Consider the following 22,379-nt stretch of genomic DNA (forward strand, 5'->3'; position numbering starts at 1 on the left):
TCAGAGAATTATGTTTTCGAATAATTCTTCGAGCCTGTTAGCAGGTATAAAGGAAATATTCAGTTTTTTGAAAGCATCGGAAACCTTTTCAATATCAATATTGTAAATATATGAAATCTGTTCGGGAAAATATTTGCCGGGAATGCCGCATTCAAGCATTCTTTTAAACATACGGCAAAATTCGTCCGGACAGTTTTTCATTATAACGGGAAACGTACTTCGGTTTATTTCCTCAATATTATGTACAGACATTATAGTATTTATTTCACCATTCGTTATATTAAGAAGCCGTGCGGTATCTGATATATCATACGGTTCTTCTTCGGTTTTAAGAAATATATCAAGCTCCGAAATGCGTGGAGCTATATTTTGCCGATATACAGAAAGAAAGGTTTTTGGATGATTTTTGCCGTACATATATTGACTCCTTGATAAATATGTTTAAAAAATATATAATTATTATATCAAATAAAAAATCAAGTTCCATAAGTAATATATGGTCTTGATCGATGGGTGTGTAGTTATGAACGGCATAGAAAAGTATTTCCGATACAGACAAAGTCTTATTGACCAGTTTGTTAAGGGCGATATGACAAAAAGAGAATATTTGCAGGCAAATTATGAGGCGGTTGTATACAATGATATAAAGCCGTTTAAAAATATAGATACGGTTCTTAAGGGACTTTTTAACTATCAGTATTACAATGCAAGAGCGAAGGAGAAAAAGCAGGCAAGCACTATAAAAGATCTCGGATATGACGAAAAGAAGGAATATCTCGACAGCTGTAATTATTTTTACAGCCGTAAGGACAGGGCAACAATGAAGGTACTCCAGATGATAGATTATAAGGGTGTTGAGGCATATTTTGTTAAGGTACGTTCAAAGGAGCTTAGAGGAAGGCTTTTTGAAATAATACTTACCGATTACAACATGATACTGCATTCAACAAATGAGCAGATATTGAACAGCCTTAAGGAAGAAGGCGTTTTTTCGGAAGGCAGCAGAAAATCCTTAATAGACGGATATATAAACCAAAGGTACTAAAGAAATGACCGCATATTTTATATGCGGTCATTTCTTTTATTTTACTATTTTTTTAGCTACGTCTTTAGAATTTTCTTTTGAGAAAACAGTTAACTTTTCTCTGATAGTTTTCTTTTTCTTGTTTGCAAGATTCATACCGACAATACCGACAATATAAAGTCCGCTGAGCTCAACCTTATAAGTTTTTTTGGGAACCAATACATCAAATACATTTTTATCGCTTATAAGAGTAACAATCTGAGGCCCTACCTTAGCTTTGATCATGCAGAGCTTACGGTTTTTTGATTTGCTGTCAAGCTGTGAAAATACATTTTTGCCTAAATCCTTTTCAGTAGGTTTAGCATTTTTCTTATCAATAACAAATATTGAAGCAGTTTGTTTGTTTGCTGCGATAAAATCCTCTGCTTCGATTACTTTTTTGTAGTTTTTGCGGCTTACTGTATAAAGAATTGCAATAGCAATAGCAACCACAACAATAACGATTATAAATATATCGCTTACACTTAAATTCACTTTAAAATATCCCCCTCTTAGTATCTTTTTACAGACCGAAATTTAATGTACTCTACATTCTATCATTTATCCTAAAATAATGAAATAGTAAATTTAAAAGTCGGTACAAATTTTTTGCTGATTTTTTGCAAACTATATAATAATATAGTATAATATAACTCTAATAAAATTGCAAGGACGATAGATAGGTAAGGAGGCGTTATTTTGTCGATATCGGATATTATACAGATTATTGTAATACTTTTGTTTGTTGCAAACATTGTTTTAGCCGGAATTACGGTGTTTTTTGAACGCAGAAACCCTTCAAGCACATGGGCTTGGCTTACAGTTATATTTTTTGTCCCTGTTATAGGGTTTATTTTTTACTGCATTTTCGGAAAAGAAGGTAAAAAAGAGAAAATGTTCAAAAGAAAGGCTGAGCATGATGTGAATACATATGTCAGCTATCTGCACAGAATGGAAAAATACAGCACTATGATACGTGCACAAAAACAGGCAATAGAGGGCAGAATAGATATTATTGATGCGAAACACCATGATGACCTTGCCTATCTGCATATAAATTCCGGAAACTGTATTACATATGATAACGAGGTCAAATCATATTACGAAGGTAATTCAAAATATGAGGATCTGATAAACGATATAAGAAATGCAAAAGAATATGTTCATATGGAATACTATATATTGCGAAATGACGGACTCGGAAACAAAATAGTTTCGGAGCTTACTAAAAAAGCCGCCGAAGGCGTTGAGGTAAGATTGCTGTTTGACGGAATAGGAAATCACACACTCCCGAAAAAAATGTTTGCGGAATATAAAAAGGCAGGCGGAAAGGTCGGAGTATTCCTTCCTCCGCTTATAACAAGAATCAATTACCGTGACCACAGAAAAATATCCGTAATTGACGGAAAGATAGGTTATGTAGGCGGTCTTAATATTGGTGACGAATATCTTGGAAGGATTAAAAGATACGGACCTTGGAGAGATACACATATAAGAATTGTCGGAGATGCGGTTGATCAGCTTCAGCTCAGATTTATAATGGACTGGAATTTTGTATGCGATAACGAAATAAAGCTTTCCGATAAATATTTTCCGGCAAAGGAATCAAGAGGTAATGCGAAAATGCAGATTGTTTCAAGCGGCCCGGACACAAAGGAAGAAAATATACGGAACGGCTATTTCAAGATGATAAACGAGGCGGAAACAAACGTATATATAACAACGCCTTATTTTGTTCCGGACGACGGTATTTTTTCGGCACTTAAGGTTGCGGCACTTTCCGGAATTGATGTAAGAATAATTATACCGGCGAATCCTGATCACCCGTTTGTTTATTGGGCGAGTATGTCATATTTAGGCGAGCTTCTGGACGCCGGAGTCAAATGCTATCAGTACAATAAAGGCTTCGTTCACAGCAAAACCATGTATGTTGACGGCTTTGTTACGTCTGTCGGTACGGCAAATATGGATATACGTAGTTTTGCTCTCAATTTCGAGGTAAACGCATTTATATATGACAGAAAGTTAACCGAAGAGCATCAGGCACAGTTTATGAGAGATATTGAGGATTCAACGGAAATAACTAAAGAGTGGTATTCAAAGAGATCGGCTTGGTTCAAAATACGAGAGGCTGTATCAAGACTTATATCACCTATGCTTTAATTTTTACAGAATAGGAGAAAACATATGGAAAAACCTTTTGAAGACGTATTTTATGTGCATTCGCATGATACCGATATGAATGCGGTTATGAGTATACAGAATATTGTAAAGTATTATATGGAAACGGCTATTGACCATTCCGAAAGCGTAGGCTATACTTTTGAGTGGCTTGCTAAAGAACAAAGAGGCTGGGTTGTGCTCAACTGGTTTATAAAAATGTATGAGTATCCGAAATTTACGGATAATATAAAAATATCAACATGGGCGAAGAAGGGCAATTCTCTTCAGGCAACGAGATATTTTACAATGGAAGATGAAAACGGCAAGGTTTATTCCGAGGCTGCATCTCGTTGGGCATTCCTTGATCTTGCAAAACGCCATCCGACCAGATTTACCGAAGAAATGTATGAGGTATATACGTGCGATAAGGAGGCTCCGTTTGATCCCGGAAACTTTGCACTTCCCAAAGAAAAAGAGGAAATGCTTATATCTGAGAAAAATATCGAAATAAGAAGAAGTGAAACCGATACAAACGGACATGTTAATAATGTTTGCTATGTACAATGGGCATGTGATAATATACCCGATGATATTTATTCCGGATATATGGCAGAGGAGATACGTGTTCTTTACCGCAAGGAATGCAGATATGGTGACAATGTTACTGTAAAAACATATATAACAGATTATGATGATAACAAAAAACAGACAATTTCGTCTGTGAATGATGTAAACGGAAAGCCTTTATGTAAAATTGCCCTTGTATGGCACCGCAAAAATTGATTTCCGTAAAAGGAGGAATTATGGGACTTCAGTGTATGAGTCCGATAACAGAAAATAAAACAGTATTATCGGATTTTAAAAATTTTGAAATTAAGGATAAACCGCTTATTGACAGCTTTACAAAGCCTTGGAAGCTGGATTGCTCGGATTTGTCCTTTGCAAATATGTTTATATGGGGAGCAGACGGAAAATTCCAGTATACTATATATGAAGATGTGCTTTATATAAAGCTTAATTTCCAGACAGTTCCCGAGTTTTTCTGGCCGCCGATACCGAGATACGGCTCTGATTTTGATTATAAAAAGCTTATGGATAATGTTTATGATTATCTCAGAAGAAAAAATCTTCCGCTTATGATAAGAAACATATGGGAGCCGTTTAAAGAAATAATCGAAAAGGCTTATCCGGGAATATATATGGAGCCTGCGGATATTTCATGGGATTATGTATATCTCAGAGAAAAGCTTGCAACGCTTAAGGGCAAAAAGCTCCACGGAAAGAGAAACCATATAAACAGATTTTTAGAGAACTATCCGGACTATGAATACAGAAAGCTTAATTCTTCAATGTATGAGGAGTGTATTTCTGTATATGACGAATGGAAGGAAGGCAAAGATCTCTCTGAGGTTGAGTTTGCCAATGAAAGAAAATCTGTTGCACTTGCACTTCAAAATATGGAGGCACTCGGGCTTACGGGCGGAGCAATAGTTATTGACGGAAAGATAAAAGCCTTCAGTATCGGAGAAAGGATAAGAGAAGATGTCCAGCTTATCCATATAGAAAAAGCAGATGCAGAGATAAACGGTCTTTTTGCGATAATCAATCAGCAGTATGTTCTTCACGAATGTGAAGGAGTTACCTACATCAACAGAGAAGAAGATATGGGCGTTGAAGGTATGAGAAAGGCAAAAAGAAGCTATTACCCCGAATATATGGTTAAAAAATATTTTGCATCACCGGAAAAACTGACAAAAGAAGAAATGTCGGAGGATTAATAAAAAATAGAAATTTTTTCATGCTGTGCCATAATACGCACAGTATTTTTTTATTGTAAAGGCAAAAAATAATGTTGCAGTAAATATAAAGGAGGAAAAAGACATGAATTTTAAATATATCCCTCTTATGTTTTTAGCGGCAGCATTTTTTATGACAGGCTGCTCATCGGGCAAAAACAATGCCATGGATACCGCCGATAATGCAAAATATTATGACAATACCGGAAACGGAATGAATGATGCACCGACAGATGAGACAGACGGCATAAACGGTGTAAATGGTGTAAACGGAATAAATACACAGGGCATGAACAGTGTAAACGGTATAAATGATATGACCGGTACGAATGGCATGAGTGATATAGGCATGGAAAACAATGCCCATGGAACAGGAATAATGAACGGAACCGATGAAATGTATACAGATGGTGGAATGGGTTCATATTCTAAAACACAATCAATATATTAACCGAGGTTATGGGGTGTCTTTTGACGGCACCCCAATATTAATATATTTATGTTGAAATTTCAGATTGAATATGCGAAAATATGAATTAAATATATTTCAGAAGGAAAGATAAAGCATGATTCGTGTAAGTAACGTTAAATTGAATGTAAACGACAGTGACATAAAAAAAGCGGTATGTAAAAATATTAAAATCTCCGAAAAGAGCATAAAAGAGCTGTATATAAGACGAAAATCTCTTGATGCAAGAAAAAAGGACGATATACATTATTTATATACTGTGGATATTGTCGCTGATGACGAGAAAAAAATACTGAACAACAAAAAGCTCAAAAATGTAAGCATATCAAGCTATAAAAAATACAGTATTCCCGATTATGATACTGAGCTCAAGTACAGACCTGTTATTGTCGGATTTGGCCCTGCCGGAATGTTTGCCGGGCTTGTGCTTGCCGAGAAAGGCTTGAAACCGATAATACTTGAGAGAGGAAAGGCTGTTGATGAAAGAACCGCAGATGTGGAAAACTTTTGGAATGGCGGAAAATTTAATCCGGAAAGCAATGTTCAGTTTGGTGAAGGCGGCGCCGGAACATTCTCCGACGGAAAGCTTACGACAAGAATTAAGGACAACAGATGCAGCTATGTTACGGAAAGCTTTGTTGCTGCCGGAGCGCCGGAGGAAATATTATATGATGCAAAGCCACATATAGGTACGGATAAGCTAAAAGGTGTTGTTAAAAATATCCGTGAAAAGATAATTGAGCTTGGTGGTGAAGTCAGATTTGAAAGCAGACTTACCGATATAATTGTTGAAAACGGAGCTGTTTCGGCAGTTGAAATAAATAATGCTGAAAAGCTTAGCACTGAAAATGTTATAATAGCGTTAGGCCACAGTGCAAGAGATACATTCAAAATGCTTTATGAAAACAATGTATTTTTGGAGCAGAAGCCATTTGCCGCCGGAGTAAGAATAGAACACAAACAGTCTGATATAAACTATGCACAATACGGCGACAAAGCCGAAAGCCTTCCTGCGGCTGATTATATGCTTACATATACGACAAAGAAGGGCAGAGGAGTATATTCGTTTTGTATGTGTCCCGGAGGATATGTTGTTGCGGCAGCATCGGAAGAATGCAGACTTGTTGTAAACGGAATGAGTGAATATGCCCGTGACAGCGAAAACGCAAACAGTGCATTGCTTGTGCAGGTATATCCGGAAGATTTCGGCTCGGACAGTCCGCTTGCCGGAATTGAGTTTCAGAGAAGAATAGAAGAAAAGGCATTTGAAGCCGGCAAAAGAAATTATTATGCACCTGTTCAGAGATATGAGGATTTCGCAAAAGGACAGATAACAAAGGCCGAAGGTGTCGTTAAACATACTTACAGACCGAATACGGTTTTTGCCGATCTGAATAATGTATTGCCGGACTTTATATGCGAGGCATTGAAAGAGGCTATACCCAATATGGGAAAAAGGCTAAAGGGCTTTGATAATCCAGATGCACTTCTTACCGGTGTTGAAACAAGAAGCTCTTCACCTGTAAGAATAACAAGAAATGCAGAAACAGGTTATAGTGTAAATATCAAAGGAATTTATCCGGCAGGAGAAGGTGCAGGATATGCCGGAGGCATAGTTTCTGCGGCTGTTGACGGAGTAAGACAGGCAGAAAAGCTGATAGAAAACAACAGAAAACAGGAGGAAAAAATATGATTAAAAATATGAAAAGTTTTGTGAGCGGAATGTGCGAAACAAACAGCTATATACTTTCGGACGAAGATAACAACTGCGTTATTTTTGATCCGGAAGGAAGTTCAGCACAGTATATTAACTATATTAAGGCAAATAACCTTAAGCCGCTTGCAATAATGCTTACGCATGCACATTTTGACCATGTCGGAGCTATGGAGGCATTGAAAAAAGAATACGGAATAGAGGTAATTGCCGGAGAGGACGAAAAGCCTGTTCTCGAAAATCCTTCGATAAACCTTACAACAATGATTGGCACAGCAAAAAGCTATTCTGCCGACAGATATGTTAAGGACGGAGAAGAGGTTGAGTTCGGAAAAATGAAGTTCAAAGTAATATTCACTCCGGGACATACCTGCGGAAGTGTTTGCTATATATGCGGAGATACAATGATTTCCGGAGATACGCTTTTTATGGGAAGCTGCGGAAGAACCGATTTTCCGACAGGCGATTGGAAACAGATGACCGAATCACTCAAGCTTTTAAAAAATCTTGACGGTGATTATAAGGTTTATTCCGGACATGGCCCTTCAACAACGCTCGAAATAGAAAGAAAAACAAATATGTATATGAGATAAAATAAAAAGCTGCCACAGACAATGTGACAGCTTTAGCTTTATATGTATCAGTCGATATTGATTTCTATTGAGAATTTGTTTTTATCTCCTCTGTATTTAAGTATTTCATAGAGGATAGGCTCTCCGGTTTCTGCCGAATAGCAGATGTTTGTACACATATTTAAAGGATTGCCTTTTTTGATATTGAGGAACTTTGCCTCTGCCTCGGTTGCACCGACAGCCTCGATAGTCTTGGAAATCTTATGAATTTTAGAAGATTTGTTTCTTCCGAGAATTTCATAAATTGAGGTTGTGTTAAGTGCACTTTCGTCCTCTTTAAGAAGAATATCGCAGAGAGGATATTTATAGTAGCTTTCAACATATCCCATTGCCATTCCGTCGGCATATCTGTGTCTTAAAAGATAGATTACGTTGTCACCTTCATTGATTTCAAGCGCTCTTGCCTGTTCGGAATTGGCTTTTACGAGAGTAAGCTCAATCGCTTGTGTTGACGGAGTCATGGCCATGTTGAATATTTCCATGTTATATCCATCATACATATTAACAAGGTCGGTCTTAGCTTTAGGCTGAGAAACGAATGTACCTTTGCTTTTAACACGATAGAGATAGCCTTCGTTAACAAGCTCACTGATTGCCTGACGGATTGTGGTTCTGCTTATGCCATAAATATCGCAGAAAGCCTTTTCTGTGGGAATGGCATCGCCTGCACGCACGCCCTCATTGTTAATCTCATCCAGGATAATCTGTTTGACCTGATAATACAATGGAATAGGGACGTCTTTGTTTATAGTATGCTTTTGAAATTCCATGTACCATTATCTCCTTTTTGACGTATTGTTATCACATAATAATAAAATACATTATACATCAATCTTACATAAAAATCCACTGTTTTGGCTTTGTTTCTAATAAAATACACAATAAGCTACGTTTTTTATACCTAACATATTATTTTAGAATTTTAAGTAAATAAATTATGTTACTATGTATTGACATTATCATTATAATTATGCAAAATATGATATAGGAAAATCGGCTTTAATAATAGGAAAAATAGTGGATTTTCAAAGAAAAACAATATTAAATGAGATTTAGGATATTGATTTTAACAAAGTATTAGGATATAATATATAGGCATTTGTGGACAGCTTTAAAAGAATATGATTTAAGTCAGACGGCTGAACGGTATTATAATTCATTTGATAATTGTGTCTATTTCGGTCGCCGGATTTAATTTATATATAAAAATTTATAATTTTATAATTTAATTTACAGGGGGACTAAAAATGGAAAGCTTTATTTATGTAGCACCGGTACTTGGTGTTATAGCTCTTGTTTTTGCCTTCATTCTTTCAGGAAAGGTTTCCAAAGAAGAAGTAGGTACAGACAGGATGAAAGAGATTTCTACTGCAATCAGCGAAGGTGCACATGCATTCCTTACTGCTGAGTACAAAATTCTCGCAATCTTTATTATCGTATTATTTATCCTTATCGGACTCGGAATCGGTTTCGGTTCAGCTATCGCTTTCGTTGTAGGAACATTATTCTCAATCCTTGCTGGATATTTCGGAATGAGCGTTGCTACAAAGGCTAACGTAAGAACAGCCAATGCAGCAAGAAACAGCGGTATGAACAGAGCTCTTTCAATCGCTTTCAGCGGCGGTGCCGTTATGGGTATGTCAGTTGTTGGTCTTGGACTTCTTGGTGTCAGCATTTTCTACATGGTAACAAACGACACTAACATCCTTTTCGGATTCAGCCTTGGTGCTTCATCTGTTGCACTTTTCGCTCGTGTTGGCGGCGGTATCTATACAAAGGCTGCCGACGTTGGTGCCGACCTTGTTGGTAAGGTTGAAGCAGGTATCCCTGAGGACGACCCTCGTAACCCCGCTGTTATCGCCGACAACGTAGGTGACAACGTAGGTGACGTTGCTGGTATGGGTGCCGACCTTTTCGAATCATATGTAGGTGCTATCGTTTCAGCTGTAACACTTGGTGTTGCTGCTTTCGGAGCAGAGGGTGCTATCTTCCCTCTTGTACTTGCGGCAGTTGGTATTCTTGCAGCAATTATCGGATGCTTCTTCGTAAGAGGCGATGAAAAGTCAAATCCTCATAAGGCACTTAAGACAGGTACTTATGTAGCAAGTGTTATCGTAATTGTTTTATCATTTATCTTAAGCTCAAAATTCTTTGGCTCAGTAAACCTTGCAATTTCAATCATTGCAGGTCTTATCGTTGGTGTTATCATCGGTATCATTACAGAAAGATATACATCAAGCGATTACAGATCAGTAAAGAAAATTGCTGATCAGTCAGAAACAGGTGCCGCTACAACAATCATCAGCGGTCTTGCAGTAGGTATGGAATCAACAGCTGCTCCCATTATCCTTATTGCAATCGGTATTCTTGTTGCTTACGCATTTGGCGGACTTTATGGTATCGCTCTTGCAGCAGTAGGTATGCTTTCAACAACAGGTATCACAGTTGCCGTTGACGCTTACGGCCCTATCGCAGACAACGCCGGCGGTATTGCCGAAATGAGCGGTCTTGATGAAAGCGTTCGTGAAATCACAGATAAACTTGACGCAGTTGGTAACACAACAGCTGCTATGGGTAAAGGTTTTGCTATCGGTTCAGCTGCGCTTACTGCTCTTGCACTTTTCGTTTCATACTCACAGGCAGTTGGTCTTTCAGCAATCGATATTCTTGATACAAAGGTTATTGTTGGTCTTTTCATCGGCGGTATGCTTCCTTTCCTCTTCTCTGCATTCACAATGCAGTCAGTTGGTAAAGCTGCATTCCAGATGATCGAAGAAGTTAGACGCCAGTTCAAAGCTATCCCCGGTATCATGGAAGGAACAGCTAAACCTGACTACAAGAGCTGCGTTGCTATTTCAACAAAGGCTGCTCTTAAGGAAATGCTTGTACCCGGTATCATGGCAGTCGTAGCACCTATCATCATCGGTGTTCTTCTCGGAACAACAGCACTCGGCGGACTTATCGCAGGTGCACTTGTAACAGGTGTTCTTATGGCTATCTTCATGTCAAATGCCGGTGGTGCATGGGATAATGCAAAGAAATATATTGAAGAAGGAAATCATGGCGGAAAGGGTAGCGAAGCTCATAAGGCAGCCGTAGTTGGCGATACAGTTGGTGACCCCTTCAAAGATACATCAGGTCCTTCAATCAACATTCTTATTAAGCTTATGACAGTTGTTTCACTCGTATTCGCTCCTTTATTCGCTTTAATCAACAGCGGTGCAGGATTATTATAATTGATACGGTTTTATAGCTGAAATACTAAGGCAGCCTTTTTAGGCTGCCTTTTACTTTAATATGGCGGTGATATAATGAATGCTGAATTTAAAGGCTTTCCGAAAGAAATTATAGATTTTTTCTGGGAACTCAGAATGAATAACAATACCGAATGGTTCAGAGAAAACAAGGACAGATATGATACGCTTGTAAAAACGCCGATGAAGTTGTTTTCCGATGAAATGGCGGAAAGACTTAATAATATGAAGCTTGGAGAAAGCTTTGTTCCGGCAATATCAAGAGCAAACAGGGACATAAGATTTGCAAAGGATAAATCTCCGTATAAGGACAGAAAATGGGTTGTTTTTAATTACAGAGAAGGTCGTTGGCAAGGTAAAATCTGTTTTTATTTTGAGGTAGCACCGGAAGGCTGGTGTTGTGGTGTAGGCTCATATGAGAGTGATTCTGCATTTTTGACACGATACAGAAATAAGCTTGCGGCTGATAATACGGCTGTCGAAAGACTTGAAAAAAAGCTTGCAGGACAGAGTTTTTTTAAGGCTGATACCAGACTGTATAAAAAGAATTTTATTCCCGAAGGTACACCAAAGAATATTGAAAAATGGTTTCAATTCAGAAATGTTGCATTTGCATCTGATTACAGAATGGACGAGGAGCTGTTCACAAAGGATATTCTTGATGTGGTTGAAGAAAAATTTAAATTCCTTAAGCCGTATTTCTTATATCTTAAGGATATATAAAAACCGAGTGTGCCGTAAAAAGCACACTCGGTTTTTGAGTTTCAGATAAAATTTTCAGCAAGAATATCAACTGCCTTTTCGGCAATAATTGTTTCGGCATATTCCATAAGACGATATTTGGAAAGAGATGTAGCATTCTGTTTCTGACCGTATTCTCCGAGAATGTATGAAAACTTTTCAAAGGTTTCCATGGAGTCCTTATTGACAGAAACAACAAGATAATATTTACCAAACTGTTTATATAATGAACTATCGTTTATTGTTCGTCTGTTTATCTTAATACATACGTCTATAACATCATCGAGTTTTTCAAATGAATATATAAATGTATCGGTTGAGCCTATCGGTTCGCTTCTATGTACATTTATTGATTTGCGTTTATATTTATGGTTATCCTTTGCTTTTGCGGAAGCTGTTTCGCTGTCTTCAGAAGAATTTTCTTTTTCCTCAGAATCAATTTTGGTAACTATAATCATTATACTGTCCATGGCAATGGGCAATGCTTCTATCAAAAGCGGTGCATCATCAATGGAAAATCCACATTCTTCAAGGGCTTTTGCAAGCATATCACGGAAAAGTTCTTTCGTTTTTTCTGTTGATGAAGTAAGATCTTCTAACTTAATATCTTTTCCGGCAAGGTCTTCTTTGCTGAGTATGAATTTAATCTGGGTATCGCTGATTTTTTCTATTTTCATAAGTCGTCACTCCCCATATTAAAGATTATACGGTTTAAGTATAGATAAATAAAAATCGTATGTAAATAGGATAATATATGCAATACATAGGTTTTGTCAATACTTAAAAAATAAAATTCTATTATAGAATAAAGTATATTTGTTTTTTCTATTTATGTAAAGTGTTTAATTAAACCATATATTTTTATAGATATGCGGTGCTTCGATTATCAATGTATATGTTTTAATTTATACAAATTTTGACTGTTTGCATTGTTTTATCCGAAAATCCATGTATATGACGTTTTTCTTTTATTGCGTCTGATATAAATTCAACAATATCAGCAGTAAATACTTCTCCCGGATAGATTACAGGTATTCCCGGAGGATACGGTGCAATCATTTCGGCACTTATTTTTCCTTCCGCTTTTTCAAGAGGGATAGACTCTGTTTTTGAAAAATATGCTGCTCTCGGTGTTAAAGCCATAGATGGAATTGCAGGCATTGAAAATTCGGAATTTCTTGAACTTTCTTTTTTATTTGCAATCTTTTTAACAGCGGCGATTAATCGGTTGGCCTGCTTAATGCTATCGGAAGGACCGAGTATCAGAACCACATTAAAATCATCTGCCATTTCCGCACAAATATTGTAATTGTTAAAAAGCTCATCAAATATATCAAAGCCACATTTGTTGTCTATTGAAAAAACAATTCTTGTTCTGTCAAAATCAAATACTTCTGTGTCGGAATGTTTATCGTAACAATTTACACCGTCTATGGAATTAAGCCCGTTTCGTATATAGTCCGAAAGCTTTATTAAATGCTCAATGTCATATTTTCCGTTTACGGCAAGCCTGTGTCTTGCGGCATCAAGAGATGCCATAAGTATATATGATGGACTTGTTGATTGTACTATCTTTAATGCAGAGTCAACCTTTGAAATATCTGCAAGAGTGCCTTTGATGTGCAGCATTGAGCTTTGCGTCATTGCTCCGGCTGTTTTATGAATGCTCTGTGAGCACATATCCGCTCCGGACTGCATTGCAGAAAGCGGGAGTTTGTCTGAAACAGAAAATGCAGCTCCGTGAGCCTCGTCAACCAGCAGAAGAGCGTTATGTGAATGGCATATATCGGCAATGGCTTTTAAATCACTGCATATTCCGTAATAGGTCGGATTAACGAGAATAAAAGCTCTTATATCAGGATTTTCTTTAAATGCCTGTTCGACCTTTTGCGGTGATATGCTTCCGAAAGTGTTAAGCTTTGAACTTTTTTCCGGTTCTATGTATATCGGAGTTGCTCCGCTTATAATCAGTCCCATAAGAATCGATTTGTGACAATTTCTTGAAATCAGTATTTTATCGCCTTCATGAACTGAAGATATTATCATTGCTTCGTTTCCGCAGGTGGTTCCGTTCACAAGAAAAAAGGTTTTGTCTGCACCGAAAAGCTCGGCCGCAAGCTGTTGTGCCTCAGCTATTGCATATTCAGGTTCGTGTAAATCATCTGTAATCGGTGTTTCGGTTAAATCGTATTTTAATATTGTATCGGAAAGCATTAAAAAGCTTTCGTCTGCACAGGAGCCTCTGTGATGTGACGGCATACAGTAATAATCGGGATTAAGCTTGTCAAATTTAAGCAGAGTATCTATTATAGGCGTTTTAGTTTGATTTATATTCATAAGTGTCACCCCATAAATGATTTTGTTGTTTTACTTAAATACTTTAGCATACAAATCAATAAAATAGAATGATTTTTTTTGACTAATATGGTATACTATTACGATAGGTTTTTATGCTTACTTAAATTTATGAGGTGAAAAATATGGCATCTAAAAAGGCGGCAGGAAGGAGTAATTCAACAAAAACTACATCTAATAAGCCTGCCAATAAAAAAACAGCCGCTAAAAAATCAACATCAAAAAGCAGCTCAAGAGCCAATGCCAAAAGCAGTACAAAAAAGAGTTCGGGAAAAAGTTCCGGAAGGAGTACATATAACAGAGCCGGCAGTAAAAAAGGTTCTTATAAAGCTCCGGCTGATTTATACAGAAACAATGCAGCAGTGAATGAATCCGCAACAATAATAGTTGCAGCAATATCCGTAGTTGCAATAATAAGCCTGTTTTCAAGCAAAATGGGCGTTTTCGGCGAAACGATTTCTGCTGTATTAAAAGGGCTGCTTGGACTTGGCGGCTATCTGTTGCCGTTTGTGGTTATTATATTCAGCATTTGGATATTCATGAGCGAAAAACGTGAAGGCTTTAAGCTGAAAATAGCGGCGTCGGCGTTGTTCTTATGCTCGATAGCTGCGTTTGCATTTGCACTTTCGTCCGACGGACAGGGCAGTATATCCGTTCAGAGACTCTATGATACCGGAGGAGCACTCAACGGAGGAGTTATCGGCGGAGTTTTTGGAAACTTTCTTATAAGCTTTTTCGGTAAAATGGGTACATACATAATACTTACGGTATTGATAATAATTTCGATTGTTCTTGTTACCGAACTGTCGTTTATAAACGGAATGTCTTCTGCGGCAAAATATGTCGGCGATGCTCCGAAAAAACATAATGAGCATGTTAAAGAAAGAAATGAACGCAGACTTGCAAAAAGAGAAGAAAAGGAATACAGAATTGCCCAGCGTGCGGAAAAGGCGGAAAAACGTCGTGAGGTATTTAATATACTTATGGACGAGAATGACTTTGACGATAATGACAGTTGGGATTATGACGACAGAATTGAATATGATGAGGAAGAACCGGAGAAATTCCCGGAAGGAGAGCTTCCTTCGGATTATCTTATAAGAAATATTGCAAGACACAACGGTACAGCCGCACCTGAAATGAATATTAAAAATGATACAGAAAATACACGTATCGATTTCAATAAAGAAAGAGGCATTCAGAGTGTAATAAGCGGTGACGAGTACTACGACGATGATGATATTGATGAAAAAATAGAAGAGTATGACGGCGAGTTTGAGCTTAACGCATCAAATGAAGAAAATGCTCAAAACGAACCTGTTATTGAAGAGGATTATAAAGAAAGCATACCTGTACAGAATGTGAATGTAGAAAAAGCCGTATCAGAGCCTAAGTTTGAAATAATGTTCGATGATGAGCCTGATGACGAAGAAATATCACCGGTGCAGAATAATACAGAAAATAATGCTAAGAAAAGCGATACAGAGCTTCCGAGCCACATAGACAGTGGAATAATAGGCGGAGCAATATATACAGAAGAGGAAAAGAAGGCGGTTACAGGCGTTGATTCGAATATGCCTGCCGAACCGGCATCAAAACCGGAAAGAAAGCTTATTCCATATAAATTTCCTCCGCTTTCACTTCTCGGAAAGGATCCCAACACAGGCGGAAAAGAGTCAAAGGCTGAAATGCTCAATACGGCAAGCAAGCTTGAAAGCACTTTAAAGAGCTTCGGCGTTGAGGCAAAGGTTATGCAGATAAACCAAGGCCCTACGGTTACAAGATATGAGCTTTCTCCAAGCCAGGGCGTTAAGGTAAGCAAGATAGTTAATCTTGCAGACGATATTGCTCTTAATCTTGCGGCAAGCGGAATAAGAATAGAAGCGCCTATACCCGGAAAAGCGGCAGTCGGAATTGAAGTTCCGAACAAAAATCCTCGTTCGGTATATTTAAGAACAGTGCTTGAGTCTGAAGAATTTCAGAAATTCCCGTCCAAGCTTGCATTTGCACTGGGACAAGATATTGCCGGAAATCCGGTTGTAACGGATATTGACAAAATGCCGCATCTTCTGATTGCAGGTGCGACAGGTTCCGGTAAGAGTGTTTGTATAAATACACTTATAACAAGTATCATATATAAGGCAAAGCCTGATGAGGTCAAGCTTCTGCTTGTCGATCCCAAGGTTGTTGAGTTGAGCGTGTATAACGGAATACCTCATCTGCTCATACCTGTTGTTACCGATCCGAAAAAAGCGGCTGGTGCACTTAATTGGGCTGTAAGGGAAATGCTCCAGAGATATAATGATTTTGCCGAAAATTCCGTAAGGGATATAAAGGGCTATAACAGACTTAAGGCGGAAAAAGGCGAAACAGACTTTATGCCGCAGATAGTAATTATTATCGACGAGCTTGCCGACCTTATGATGGCGGCTCCCGGAGAAGTAGAGGACAGCATATGCCGACTTGCACAGATGGCTCGTGCGGCAGGAATACATCTTATTATAGCGACACAAAGACCGTCGGTTGACGTTATTACAGGTCTTATCAAGGCCAACATTCCGTCAAGACTTGCCTTTGCGGTTTCATCGGGAATTGACTCAAGAACAATACTTGACTCGGTCGGAGCAGAAAGACTTCTCGGAAAGGGCGATATGCTCTTTAATCCTGTCGGCATGAGCAAGCCTGTCAGAATACAGGGGGCATTTGTGACAGACCAGGAAGTTGAAAGTATTGTTGAGTTTTTAAAGCAACATAAATCTGTGGAATATAACACCGCCGTACTTGATGAAATAACATCATCGGTTAAAACAGGCGGCAGTGAAGAGCATGACGAATATTATGACAGAGCGATAGAGCTTGTTGTAAATAAAGAAAAGGCATCGGTTTCCATGCTGCAAAGACAGTTCAGAATTGGCTACAACCGTGCGGCAAGACTTATGGATGAGCTTGAGGCAACCGGAATAGTCGGACCAGAGGACGGCAGTAAGCCGAGAAAGGTTCTTATATCAAAGGCAGAATATAACGCCGCAAAAAACAGTGAACAAAACGAATAATCGTTTTACGGAGGTAAATTATTTTGAAAGCAAATATTGCATTTGTATCACTTGGGTGTGATAAAAACAGGGTAGACAGCGAAGTAATGCTCGGAATACTCAGAGAAAGAGGATATACAATCGTTTCAGATGAAACAGAGGCGGATATTATTGTTGTAAATACGTGCTGTTTTATTAAAGACGCACTTGAAGAAAGCATTGAAACGATAATAGAGATGGCAGAATACAAGAAAAACGGAAAGTGCAAGGGACTTATTGTTTCCGGCTGTCTTGCACAGAGATTTGAAAAGGAAATGTTCCACGAAATGCCGGAGGTAGATGCGGTTATCGGTACAACAGCTTACGAAAGTGTTGCCGATGTTGCCGACAGAATACTGAACGGAGAAAAAAGCATTAAGGCAATGGAAAATATAGACTCACAGATGAAGGAGGAAAACGCTTCGAAAAGAGTTCTTTCCACCGCCGGACATTATGCTTATCTCAAAATATCGGAAGGCTGTGACAACCACTGTACCTATTGTGTAATACCCAAAATGCGAGGAAAGCACCGTTCCAGAACAATGGAAAGCCTTGTTGAGGAAACAAAAATGCTTGCCGAAAACGGAGTTAAAGAGTTATTGGTTGTTGCACAGGACACCTCGATATACGGAAGAGATTTATATGGAAAGCCTATGCTCCATGAGCTGCTTAAAAGACTTTGCCGTATAGAAGGAATAGAATGGATAAGACTTCTGTACTGCTATGCCGAAACACTTACGGACGAAACAATACAGACTATGGCAGAGGAAGACAAAATCTGCAAATATATTGACATACCTATCCAGCACGGAAGCGACACAGTGCTTAAGAGAATGGGAAGAAAAACATCTTCCAAGCTTATATCTGATAAAATTGCCGCACTCAGAACGGCTATGCCGGATATTTGCATAAGAACAACAATAATAACAGGCTTCCCGGGAGAAACGGAAGAAGAGTTTGCGGAAGTATGCGGCTTTGTGGAAAAGATGAGATTTGATAAGCTCGGTGTATTCACATATTCACCGGAGGAAGGAACGCCTGCGGCGGAAATGGATAACCAGATTGACGAAGAGGTAAAGGAAGAACGCAAAAATTATATAATGGAAATCCAGAAAAGAATTTCAGCCGAAAAATGCGAAGAGATGATAGGAAAAACAATTAAAGTCATTACAGACGGAAAAATTCCGGAGGAAGGCGTATATTGCGGAAGAAGCTATAAAGACGCTCCAGATATTGACGGACTTGTGTTCTTTAAAGCCGATTATGAAATTATGTCCGGAGATTTTGCCGATGTAAAAATAAACGAAGCAAGTGATTATGACCTTATAGGGGAGGCTGTTTATTAATGTCTATGAATTTACCTAATAAGCTTACTATGTTCAGAGTTGTTCTGATACCGGTGTTCATTGTTGTTCTTATGAGCGGACTTATTGCAGAGCCGGCAAGCAGATATATAGCCGTTGTTATATTCTGCGTTGCATCGTTCACAGATTATCTTGACGGACATATAGCAAGAAAATATAATCTTGTTACCAATTTCGGAAAATTTATGGATCCGCTTGCGGACAAGCTTCTTGTGTCTGCGGCAATGATATGTATGATTGAGCTCGGTATGCTGCCTGCATGGGTAGTAATAATCATAATCAGCCGAGAGTTTATAATAACCGGATTCAGACTTATTGCGGCAGAAGGCGGTCTTGTAATTGCCGCAAGCTGGTGGGGAAAAATAAAAACGGTTACACAGATGGCAATGATTATTCTTATGTTACTGGGTGTAAACAAGGTAATCGGAACAATACTGGTTGTTCTTGCAACAATATTTACGGTTGTTTCCGGAGTTGATTATATTGTAAAAAATATATCGGTGCTTAAAAACTAAGCTGTTTGGGAGGCTTTTATATGAATGCTGAAATTCTTGCAGTCGGAACAGAGCTGCTGCTCGGAGATATTGTAAACACTAATGCACAGTTTATTGCACAGGGCTTGGCAGAACTGGGGATAACGGTTCATTATCAGACGGTTGTCGGGGATAACCCGGAGAGAATGAAAAAGGCTATGAACATAGCCTTTGAGCGTGCGGACGTAATAATAACAACAGGTGGTCTTGGGCCGACAGAGGACGACTTAACCAAAGAAATAGGTGCGGAATATTTCGGACGTGAGCTTATACTTGACGAAAAGGCACTTGAAAGAATAAAAACAGCATTCCGGAAAATGAACAGGGAAATGACCGAAAACAATGTTAAACAGGCTATGGTGCCAAAAGACGCAATAGTTATGTATAACGACAATGGAACAGCTCCCGGAATTATAATAGAAAACAAGGACAAAATACTGATCATGATGCCTGGACCTCCTAAGGAAATGAAGCCTATGTTCAGTGAACAGGTAAAGCCTTATCTTGCCGGAAAACAGGAATATACTCTTGTATCAAGAACGCTCAGAATTGCCGGAGTAGGCGAAAGCTCAATGGAAACAAGAGTTAAGGACATTATCGACAGCCAGACCAATCCGACAATAGCACCCTATGCAAAGGAAACCGAGTCGGTTTTAAGAGTTACGGCAAAGGCAAAAACAGCCGAAGAGGCAGAAAAGCTTATAGAGCCTATGGCAGAGAAAATATACAGCCGTTTCGGAATTAACGTATATGCCGAAGGTGAAACAACCATGCAGGAAACTGTGGCTAAAATGCTTATAGACAGCAAAACAACAATAGCCGTTGCCGAAAGCTGTACCGGCGGCCTTGTTGCGGCAAAGCTTATCGAATATCCGGGAATATCGGAAGTGCTTATCGAAGGTGCGGTAACATATACAAACGATGCCAAAATGAGAAGGCTCGGCGTTAAGAAGGAAACACTTGATAAATACGGAGCTGTAAGTCCACAGACAGCGGTAGAAATGGCAGAAGGAATAGCCAAAACAGCCGGAGCGGCTATCGGTCTTTCGACAACGGGAGTTGCAGGACCGGGACCTTCGGAAGGAAAACCGGAAGGTCTTGTGTATGTCGGGATATATATAAACGGCGAAACATATACAAAGGAACTTCATTTTAACGGAAAGAGAAATGCTGTAAGAGAAAGAGCCGCATATTCGGCACTTGATATTTTAAGAAGAAAAATTGTTAAAAATATATAAGCATGATTTATTTACTTGACAGGCGAAAATATGTATTCTATAATAAGAACATAATTTCGATATTAGATATGCTTTACGGCATTGAAAGGAGATAGACAGCTTTGGCAGAGAAAAAGAAGGATTTAAAGGATTTCAGTAAATTTGACGATAAAGAAAAAGCACTTGAGGCGGCACTTGCTTATATTGAAAAGCAGTACGGCAAGGGTGCGGTAATGAAGCTTGGTGATGACAAAAGCAGAGTTAATGTTGAGGTTATACCGACAGGCTGTTTAAGCCTTGATATTGCACTCGGTGTAGGCGGTATACCAAAGGGAAGAATCATAGAGATATACGGTCCCGAATCATCAGGTAAAACAACAATAGCACTGCATATGGTTGCAGAGGTTCAGAAAAAGGGCGGCATTGCCGGATATATCGATGCAGAGCATGCGCTTGATCCCGTATATGCAAAAAATCTCGGTGTAGATACGGCAAATTTATATCTTTCACAGCCCGACGATGGTGAACAGGCACTTGAGATTGCCGAAACAATGGTGCGTTCCGGTGCTATCGACATAGTTATTGTGGACTCTGTTGCGGCACTTGTTCCCAGAGCCGAAATACAGGGCGAAATGGGCGATTCACACATGGGACTTCAGGCAAGACTTATGTCACAGGCGCTCCGTAAGATTACGGCTTTTGCAAGCAAATCGAATTGTACGATTATATTTATCAACCAGCTTCGTGAAAAAATCGGTGTTACATTCGGTAATCCCGAAACAACAACAGGCGGCCGTGCGCTTAAGTTCTACGCATCGGTACGTATTGATATAAGACGAATTGACGGAATTAAGGCAAACAATGAGCTTGTCGGAAACAGAACAAGAGCAAAAATCGTTAAGAATAAGGTTGCACCTCCCTTCAAATCAACGGAGTTCGACATTATGTACGGACAGGGTATTTCAAAAGAAGGAGATACGCTTGATCTTGCCGTTGAAATAAATATAGTAAATAAGAGTGGTGCATGGTATACATACGGCGAAACAAGAATAGGACAGGGACGTGAAAATGCCAAGGCATATCTCAAGGAGCATCCGGACGTTCTTGCCGAAATTGATAAGAAGGTCAGAGATTATTACAGCATAAGCGAAGAGGCAATAAAAGAGGCTGTCGAAGAGGATAAGGCGGCTGAAAAGGCTAAAAAAACAAAGAAAACAAGAGTTGTTGCCGAAGATGACGATGATATACTCATAATTCCTTCCGATGCTTATCTTTCAGATGAAGATGACGGCCTTGACACTTCTATTGACGATGAAATGTTCGATGATGACGGCTTTGATGAATAACTGATGTCGGTGCTTTGATATGATAGTTACATCAATAGAACAGCAGAAAAAGGACAAAAGCAGATATTCGGTATTTATTGACGGCGAGTTTGCTTTCGGCCTTATAATGGACGACATTCTTTATTTTAAAATAAAAGAAGGAATGGAGCTGCCTCAGGAAAAATACGATTATATAATGGATTCCGTCATTTATATAAAGGCACAGGACACAGCGGCAAGATTTCTCGGCTACAAAATGCGTACCAGAAAAGAAATATATGATAAGCTTATGAACTCCGGATATACGGAGGAAATATGCGAACGGGTTATAAGAGGCCTTGAAAAATACAACTATATAAATGACGAAATTTACTGCAAAAAATATATAAAGGAAACCTTGAGAATACGTCCTAAGGGCAAATATCTTATTAAGCAGGAGCTTAAAAACAAAGGTATAGAAGCGTCGGTTGCCGAAAAAATGGTTGAAGAGGCGGAAATAGACGAGCTTGATGCGGCAAAAAAACTGCTTATGAAAAAATATGAAGATTTTGCCGGAATGGACAGAAAAGAGCTTGCCAAGGTTTATGGCTTTTTACAGCGTAAGGGCTTTTCCTACGGCACAATAAAAGAGGCGGTAAGAGAGCTTGCGGATGAAGGCATTTAAGTTTATAATGGGGATACC

General features: G+C 38.7%; 20 protein-coding genes. 15 read left to right on the forward strand and 5 right to left on the reverse strand.

Going from position 1 to position 22,379, the window contains the following annotated elements:
• The gene (locus tag KQI66_RS05855) at positions 1-417 is read right to left on the reverse strand and encodes a hypothetical protein (protein ID WP_216427742.1); all 417 of its coding nucleotides are present in this window, start codon (positions 415-417) and stop codon (positions 1-3) included.
• 106 nt (positions 418-523) lie between these two features.
• Between KQI66_RS05855 and KQI66_RS05860 the strand changes: the two genes are divergently transcribed.
• Positions 524-1,045, forward strand: a complete 522-nt coding sequence (locus KQI66_RS05860) for a DUF6648 family protein (RefSeq protein ID WP_216427743.1) — start codon at positions 524-526, stop codon at positions 1,043-1,045.
• 36 nt (positions 1,046-1,081) lie between these two features.
• Here the strand turns inward: KQI66_RS05860 and KQI66_RS05865 are convergent, their stop codons facing one another.
• The gene (locus KQI66_RS05865; protein ID WP_216427744.1) at positions 1,082-1,558 is read right to left on the reverse strand and encodes a hypothetical protein; all 477 of its coding nucleotides are present in this window, start codon (positions 1,556-1,558) and stop codon (positions 1,082-1,084) included.
• A 204-nt stretch (positions 1,559-1,762) separates the two neighbouring features.
• Here KQI66_RS05865 and cls point away from each other — a divergent pair, with 204 nt between their 5' ends.
• From cls to KQI66_RS05895, 6 genes are all read left to right on the forward strand, one after another.
• Positions 1,763-3,226: a cardiolipin synthase gene (gene cls, locus KQI66_RS05870; RefSeq protein WP_253287686.1), complete on the forward strand. Its 1,464-nt coding sequence runs from the start codon at positions 1,763-1,765 to the stop codon at positions 3,224-3,226.
• A gap of 24 nt (positions 3,227-3,250) precedes the next feature.
• On the forward strand, positions 3,251-4,009 hold the full coding sequence (locus KQI66_RS05875; protein WP_216427745.1) for an acyl-[acyl-carrier-protein] thioesterase: 759 nt from the start codon (positions 3,251-3,253) through the stop codon (positions 4,007-4,009).
• 20 nt (positions 4,010-4,029) lie between these two features.
• Entirely contained in the window at positions 4,030-5,004 is a 975-nt protein-coding gene (locus KQI66_RS05880; protein WP_216427746.1) for a DUF2156 domain-containing protein, read from the forward strand.
• 103 nt (positions 5,005-5,107) lie between these two features.
• On the forward strand, positions 5,108-5,473 hold the full coding sequence (locus KQI66_RS05885) for a hypothetical protein (protein ID WP_216427747.1): 366 nt from the start codon (positions 5,108-5,110) through the stop codon (positions 5,471-5,473).
• 115 nt (positions 5,474-5,588) lie between these two features.
• Positions 5,589-7,184 (forward strand): NAD(P)/FAD-dependent oxidoreductase, encoded by a 1,596-nt coding sequence (locus KQI66_RS05890; protein WP_216427748.1) that lies wholly within the window; start codon positions 5,589-5,591, stop codon positions 7,182-7,184.
• Positions 7,181-7,798 (forward strand): MBL fold metallo-hydrolase, encoded by a 618-nt coding sequence (locus KQI66_RS05895; protein ID WP_216427749.1) that lies wholly within the window; start codon positions 7,181-7,183, stop codon positions 7,796-7,798. The genes KQI66_RS05890 and KQI66_RS05895 overlap by 4 nt, the downstream gene beginning before the upstream one ends.
• Before the next feature lie 47 nt (positions 7,799-7,845).
• Here the strand turns inward: KQI66_RS05895 and KQI66_RS05900 are convergent, their stop codons facing one another.
• Positions 7,846-8,607 (reverse strand): GntR family transcriptional regulator, encoded by a 762-nt coding sequence (locus KQI66_RS05900; RefSeq protein ID WP_216427750.1) that lies wholly within the window; start codon positions 8,605-8,607, stop codon positions 7,846-7,848.
• Positions 8,608-9,084: 477 nt separating this feature from the next.
• Here KQI66_RS05900 and KQI66_RS05905 point away from each other — a divergent pair, with 477 nt between their 5' ends.
• Both KQI66_RS05905 and KQI66_RS05910 read left to right on the forward strand, forming a co-directional pair.
• Positions 9,085-11,073 (forward strand): sodium-translocating pyrophosphatase, encoded by a 1,989-nt coding sequence (locus tag KQI66_RS05905; protein WP_216427751.1) that lies wholly within the window; start codon positions 9,085-9,087, stop codon positions 11,071-11,073.
• Between the two features lie 75 nt (positions 11,074-11,148).
• Positions 11,149-11,814 (forward strand): DUF2461 domain-containing protein, encoded by a 666-nt coding sequence (locus KQI66_RS05910; protein WP_216427752.1) that lies wholly within the window; start codon positions 11,149-11,151, stop codon positions 11,812-11,814.
• Between the two features lie 41 nt (positions 11,815-11,855).
• Here KQI66_RS05910 and KQI66_RS05915 read toward each other — a convergent pair whose 3' ends face one another.
• A complete protein-coding gene (locus KQI66_RS05915; protein ID WP_216427753.1) occupies positions 11,856-12,509 on the reverse strand; it encodes an adaptor protein MecA in 654 nt (217 codons plus the stop codon).
• Positions 12,510-12,732: 223 nt separating this feature from the next.
• Positions 12,733-14,169 carry an aminotransferase class I/II-fold pyridoxal phosphate-dependent enzyme gene (locus KQI66_RS05920; protein WP_216427754.1) on the reverse strand — a complete coding sequence of 479 codons (1,437 nt, stop codon included), beginning with the start codon at positions 14,167-14,169 and terminating at the stop codon, positions 12,733-12,735.
• A gap of 143 nt (positions 14,170-14,312) precedes the next feature.
• Between KQI66_RS05920 and KQI66_RS11435 the strand changes: the two genes are divergently transcribed.
• From KQI66_RS11435 to KQI66_RS05950, 6 genes are all read left to right on the forward strand, one after another.
• Positions 14,313-17,240: an FtsK/SpoIIIE family DNA translocase gene (locus tag KQI66_RS11435; RefSeq protein ID WP_305832462.1), complete on the forward strand. Its 2,928-nt coding sequence runs from the start codon at positions 14,313-14,315 to the stop codon at positions 17,238-17,240.
• A gap of 23 nt (positions 17,241-17,263) precedes the next feature.
• The gene (gene rimO / locus KQI66_RS05930; protein WP_216427755.1) at positions 17,264-18,604 is read left to right on the forward strand and encodes a 30S ribosomal protein S12 methylthiotransferase RimO; all 1,341 of its coding nucleotides are present in this window, start codon (positions 17,264-17,266) and stop codon (positions 18,602-18,604) included.
• A gap of 5 nt (positions 18,605-18,609) precedes the next feature.
• On the forward strand, positions 18,610-19,137 hold the full coding sequence (pgsA, locus tag KQI66_RS05935; RefSeq protein WP_216427756.1) for a CDP-diacylglycerol--glycerol-3-phosphate 3-phosphatidyltransferase: 528 nt from the start codon (positions 18,610-18,612) through the stop codon (positions 19,135-19,137).
• A gap of 20 nt (positions 19,138-19,157) precedes the next feature.
• Positions 19,158-20,393: a competence/damage-inducible protein A gene (locus KQI66_RS05940; RefSeq protein ID WP_216427757.1), complete on the forward strand. Its 1,236-nt coding sequence runs from the start codon at positions 19,158-19,160 to the stop codon at positions 20,391-20,393.
• Positions 20,394-20,494: 101 nt separating this feature from the next.
• A complete protein-coding gene (gene recA, locus KQI66_RS05945; protein WP_216427758.1) occupies positions 20,495-21,718 on the forward strand; it encodes a recombinase RecA in 1,224 nt (407 codons plus the stop codon).
• A 19-nt stretch (positions 21,719-21,737) separates the two neighbouring features.
• A complete protein-coding gene (locus KQI66_RS05950; RefSeq protein ID WP_216427759.1) occupies positions 21,738-22,361 on the forward strand; it encodes a regulatory protein RecX in 624 nt (207 codons plus the stop codon).
• The last annotated feature ends 18 nt before the right edge of the window (positions 22,362-22,379 follow it).

It is taken from the genome of Anaerotignum sp. MSJ-24, assembly GCF_018918145.1.
In the GTDB taxonomy this organism is placed as follows: Bacteria; Bacillota; Clostridia; order Lachnospirales; family Anaerotignaceae; genus Metalachnospira.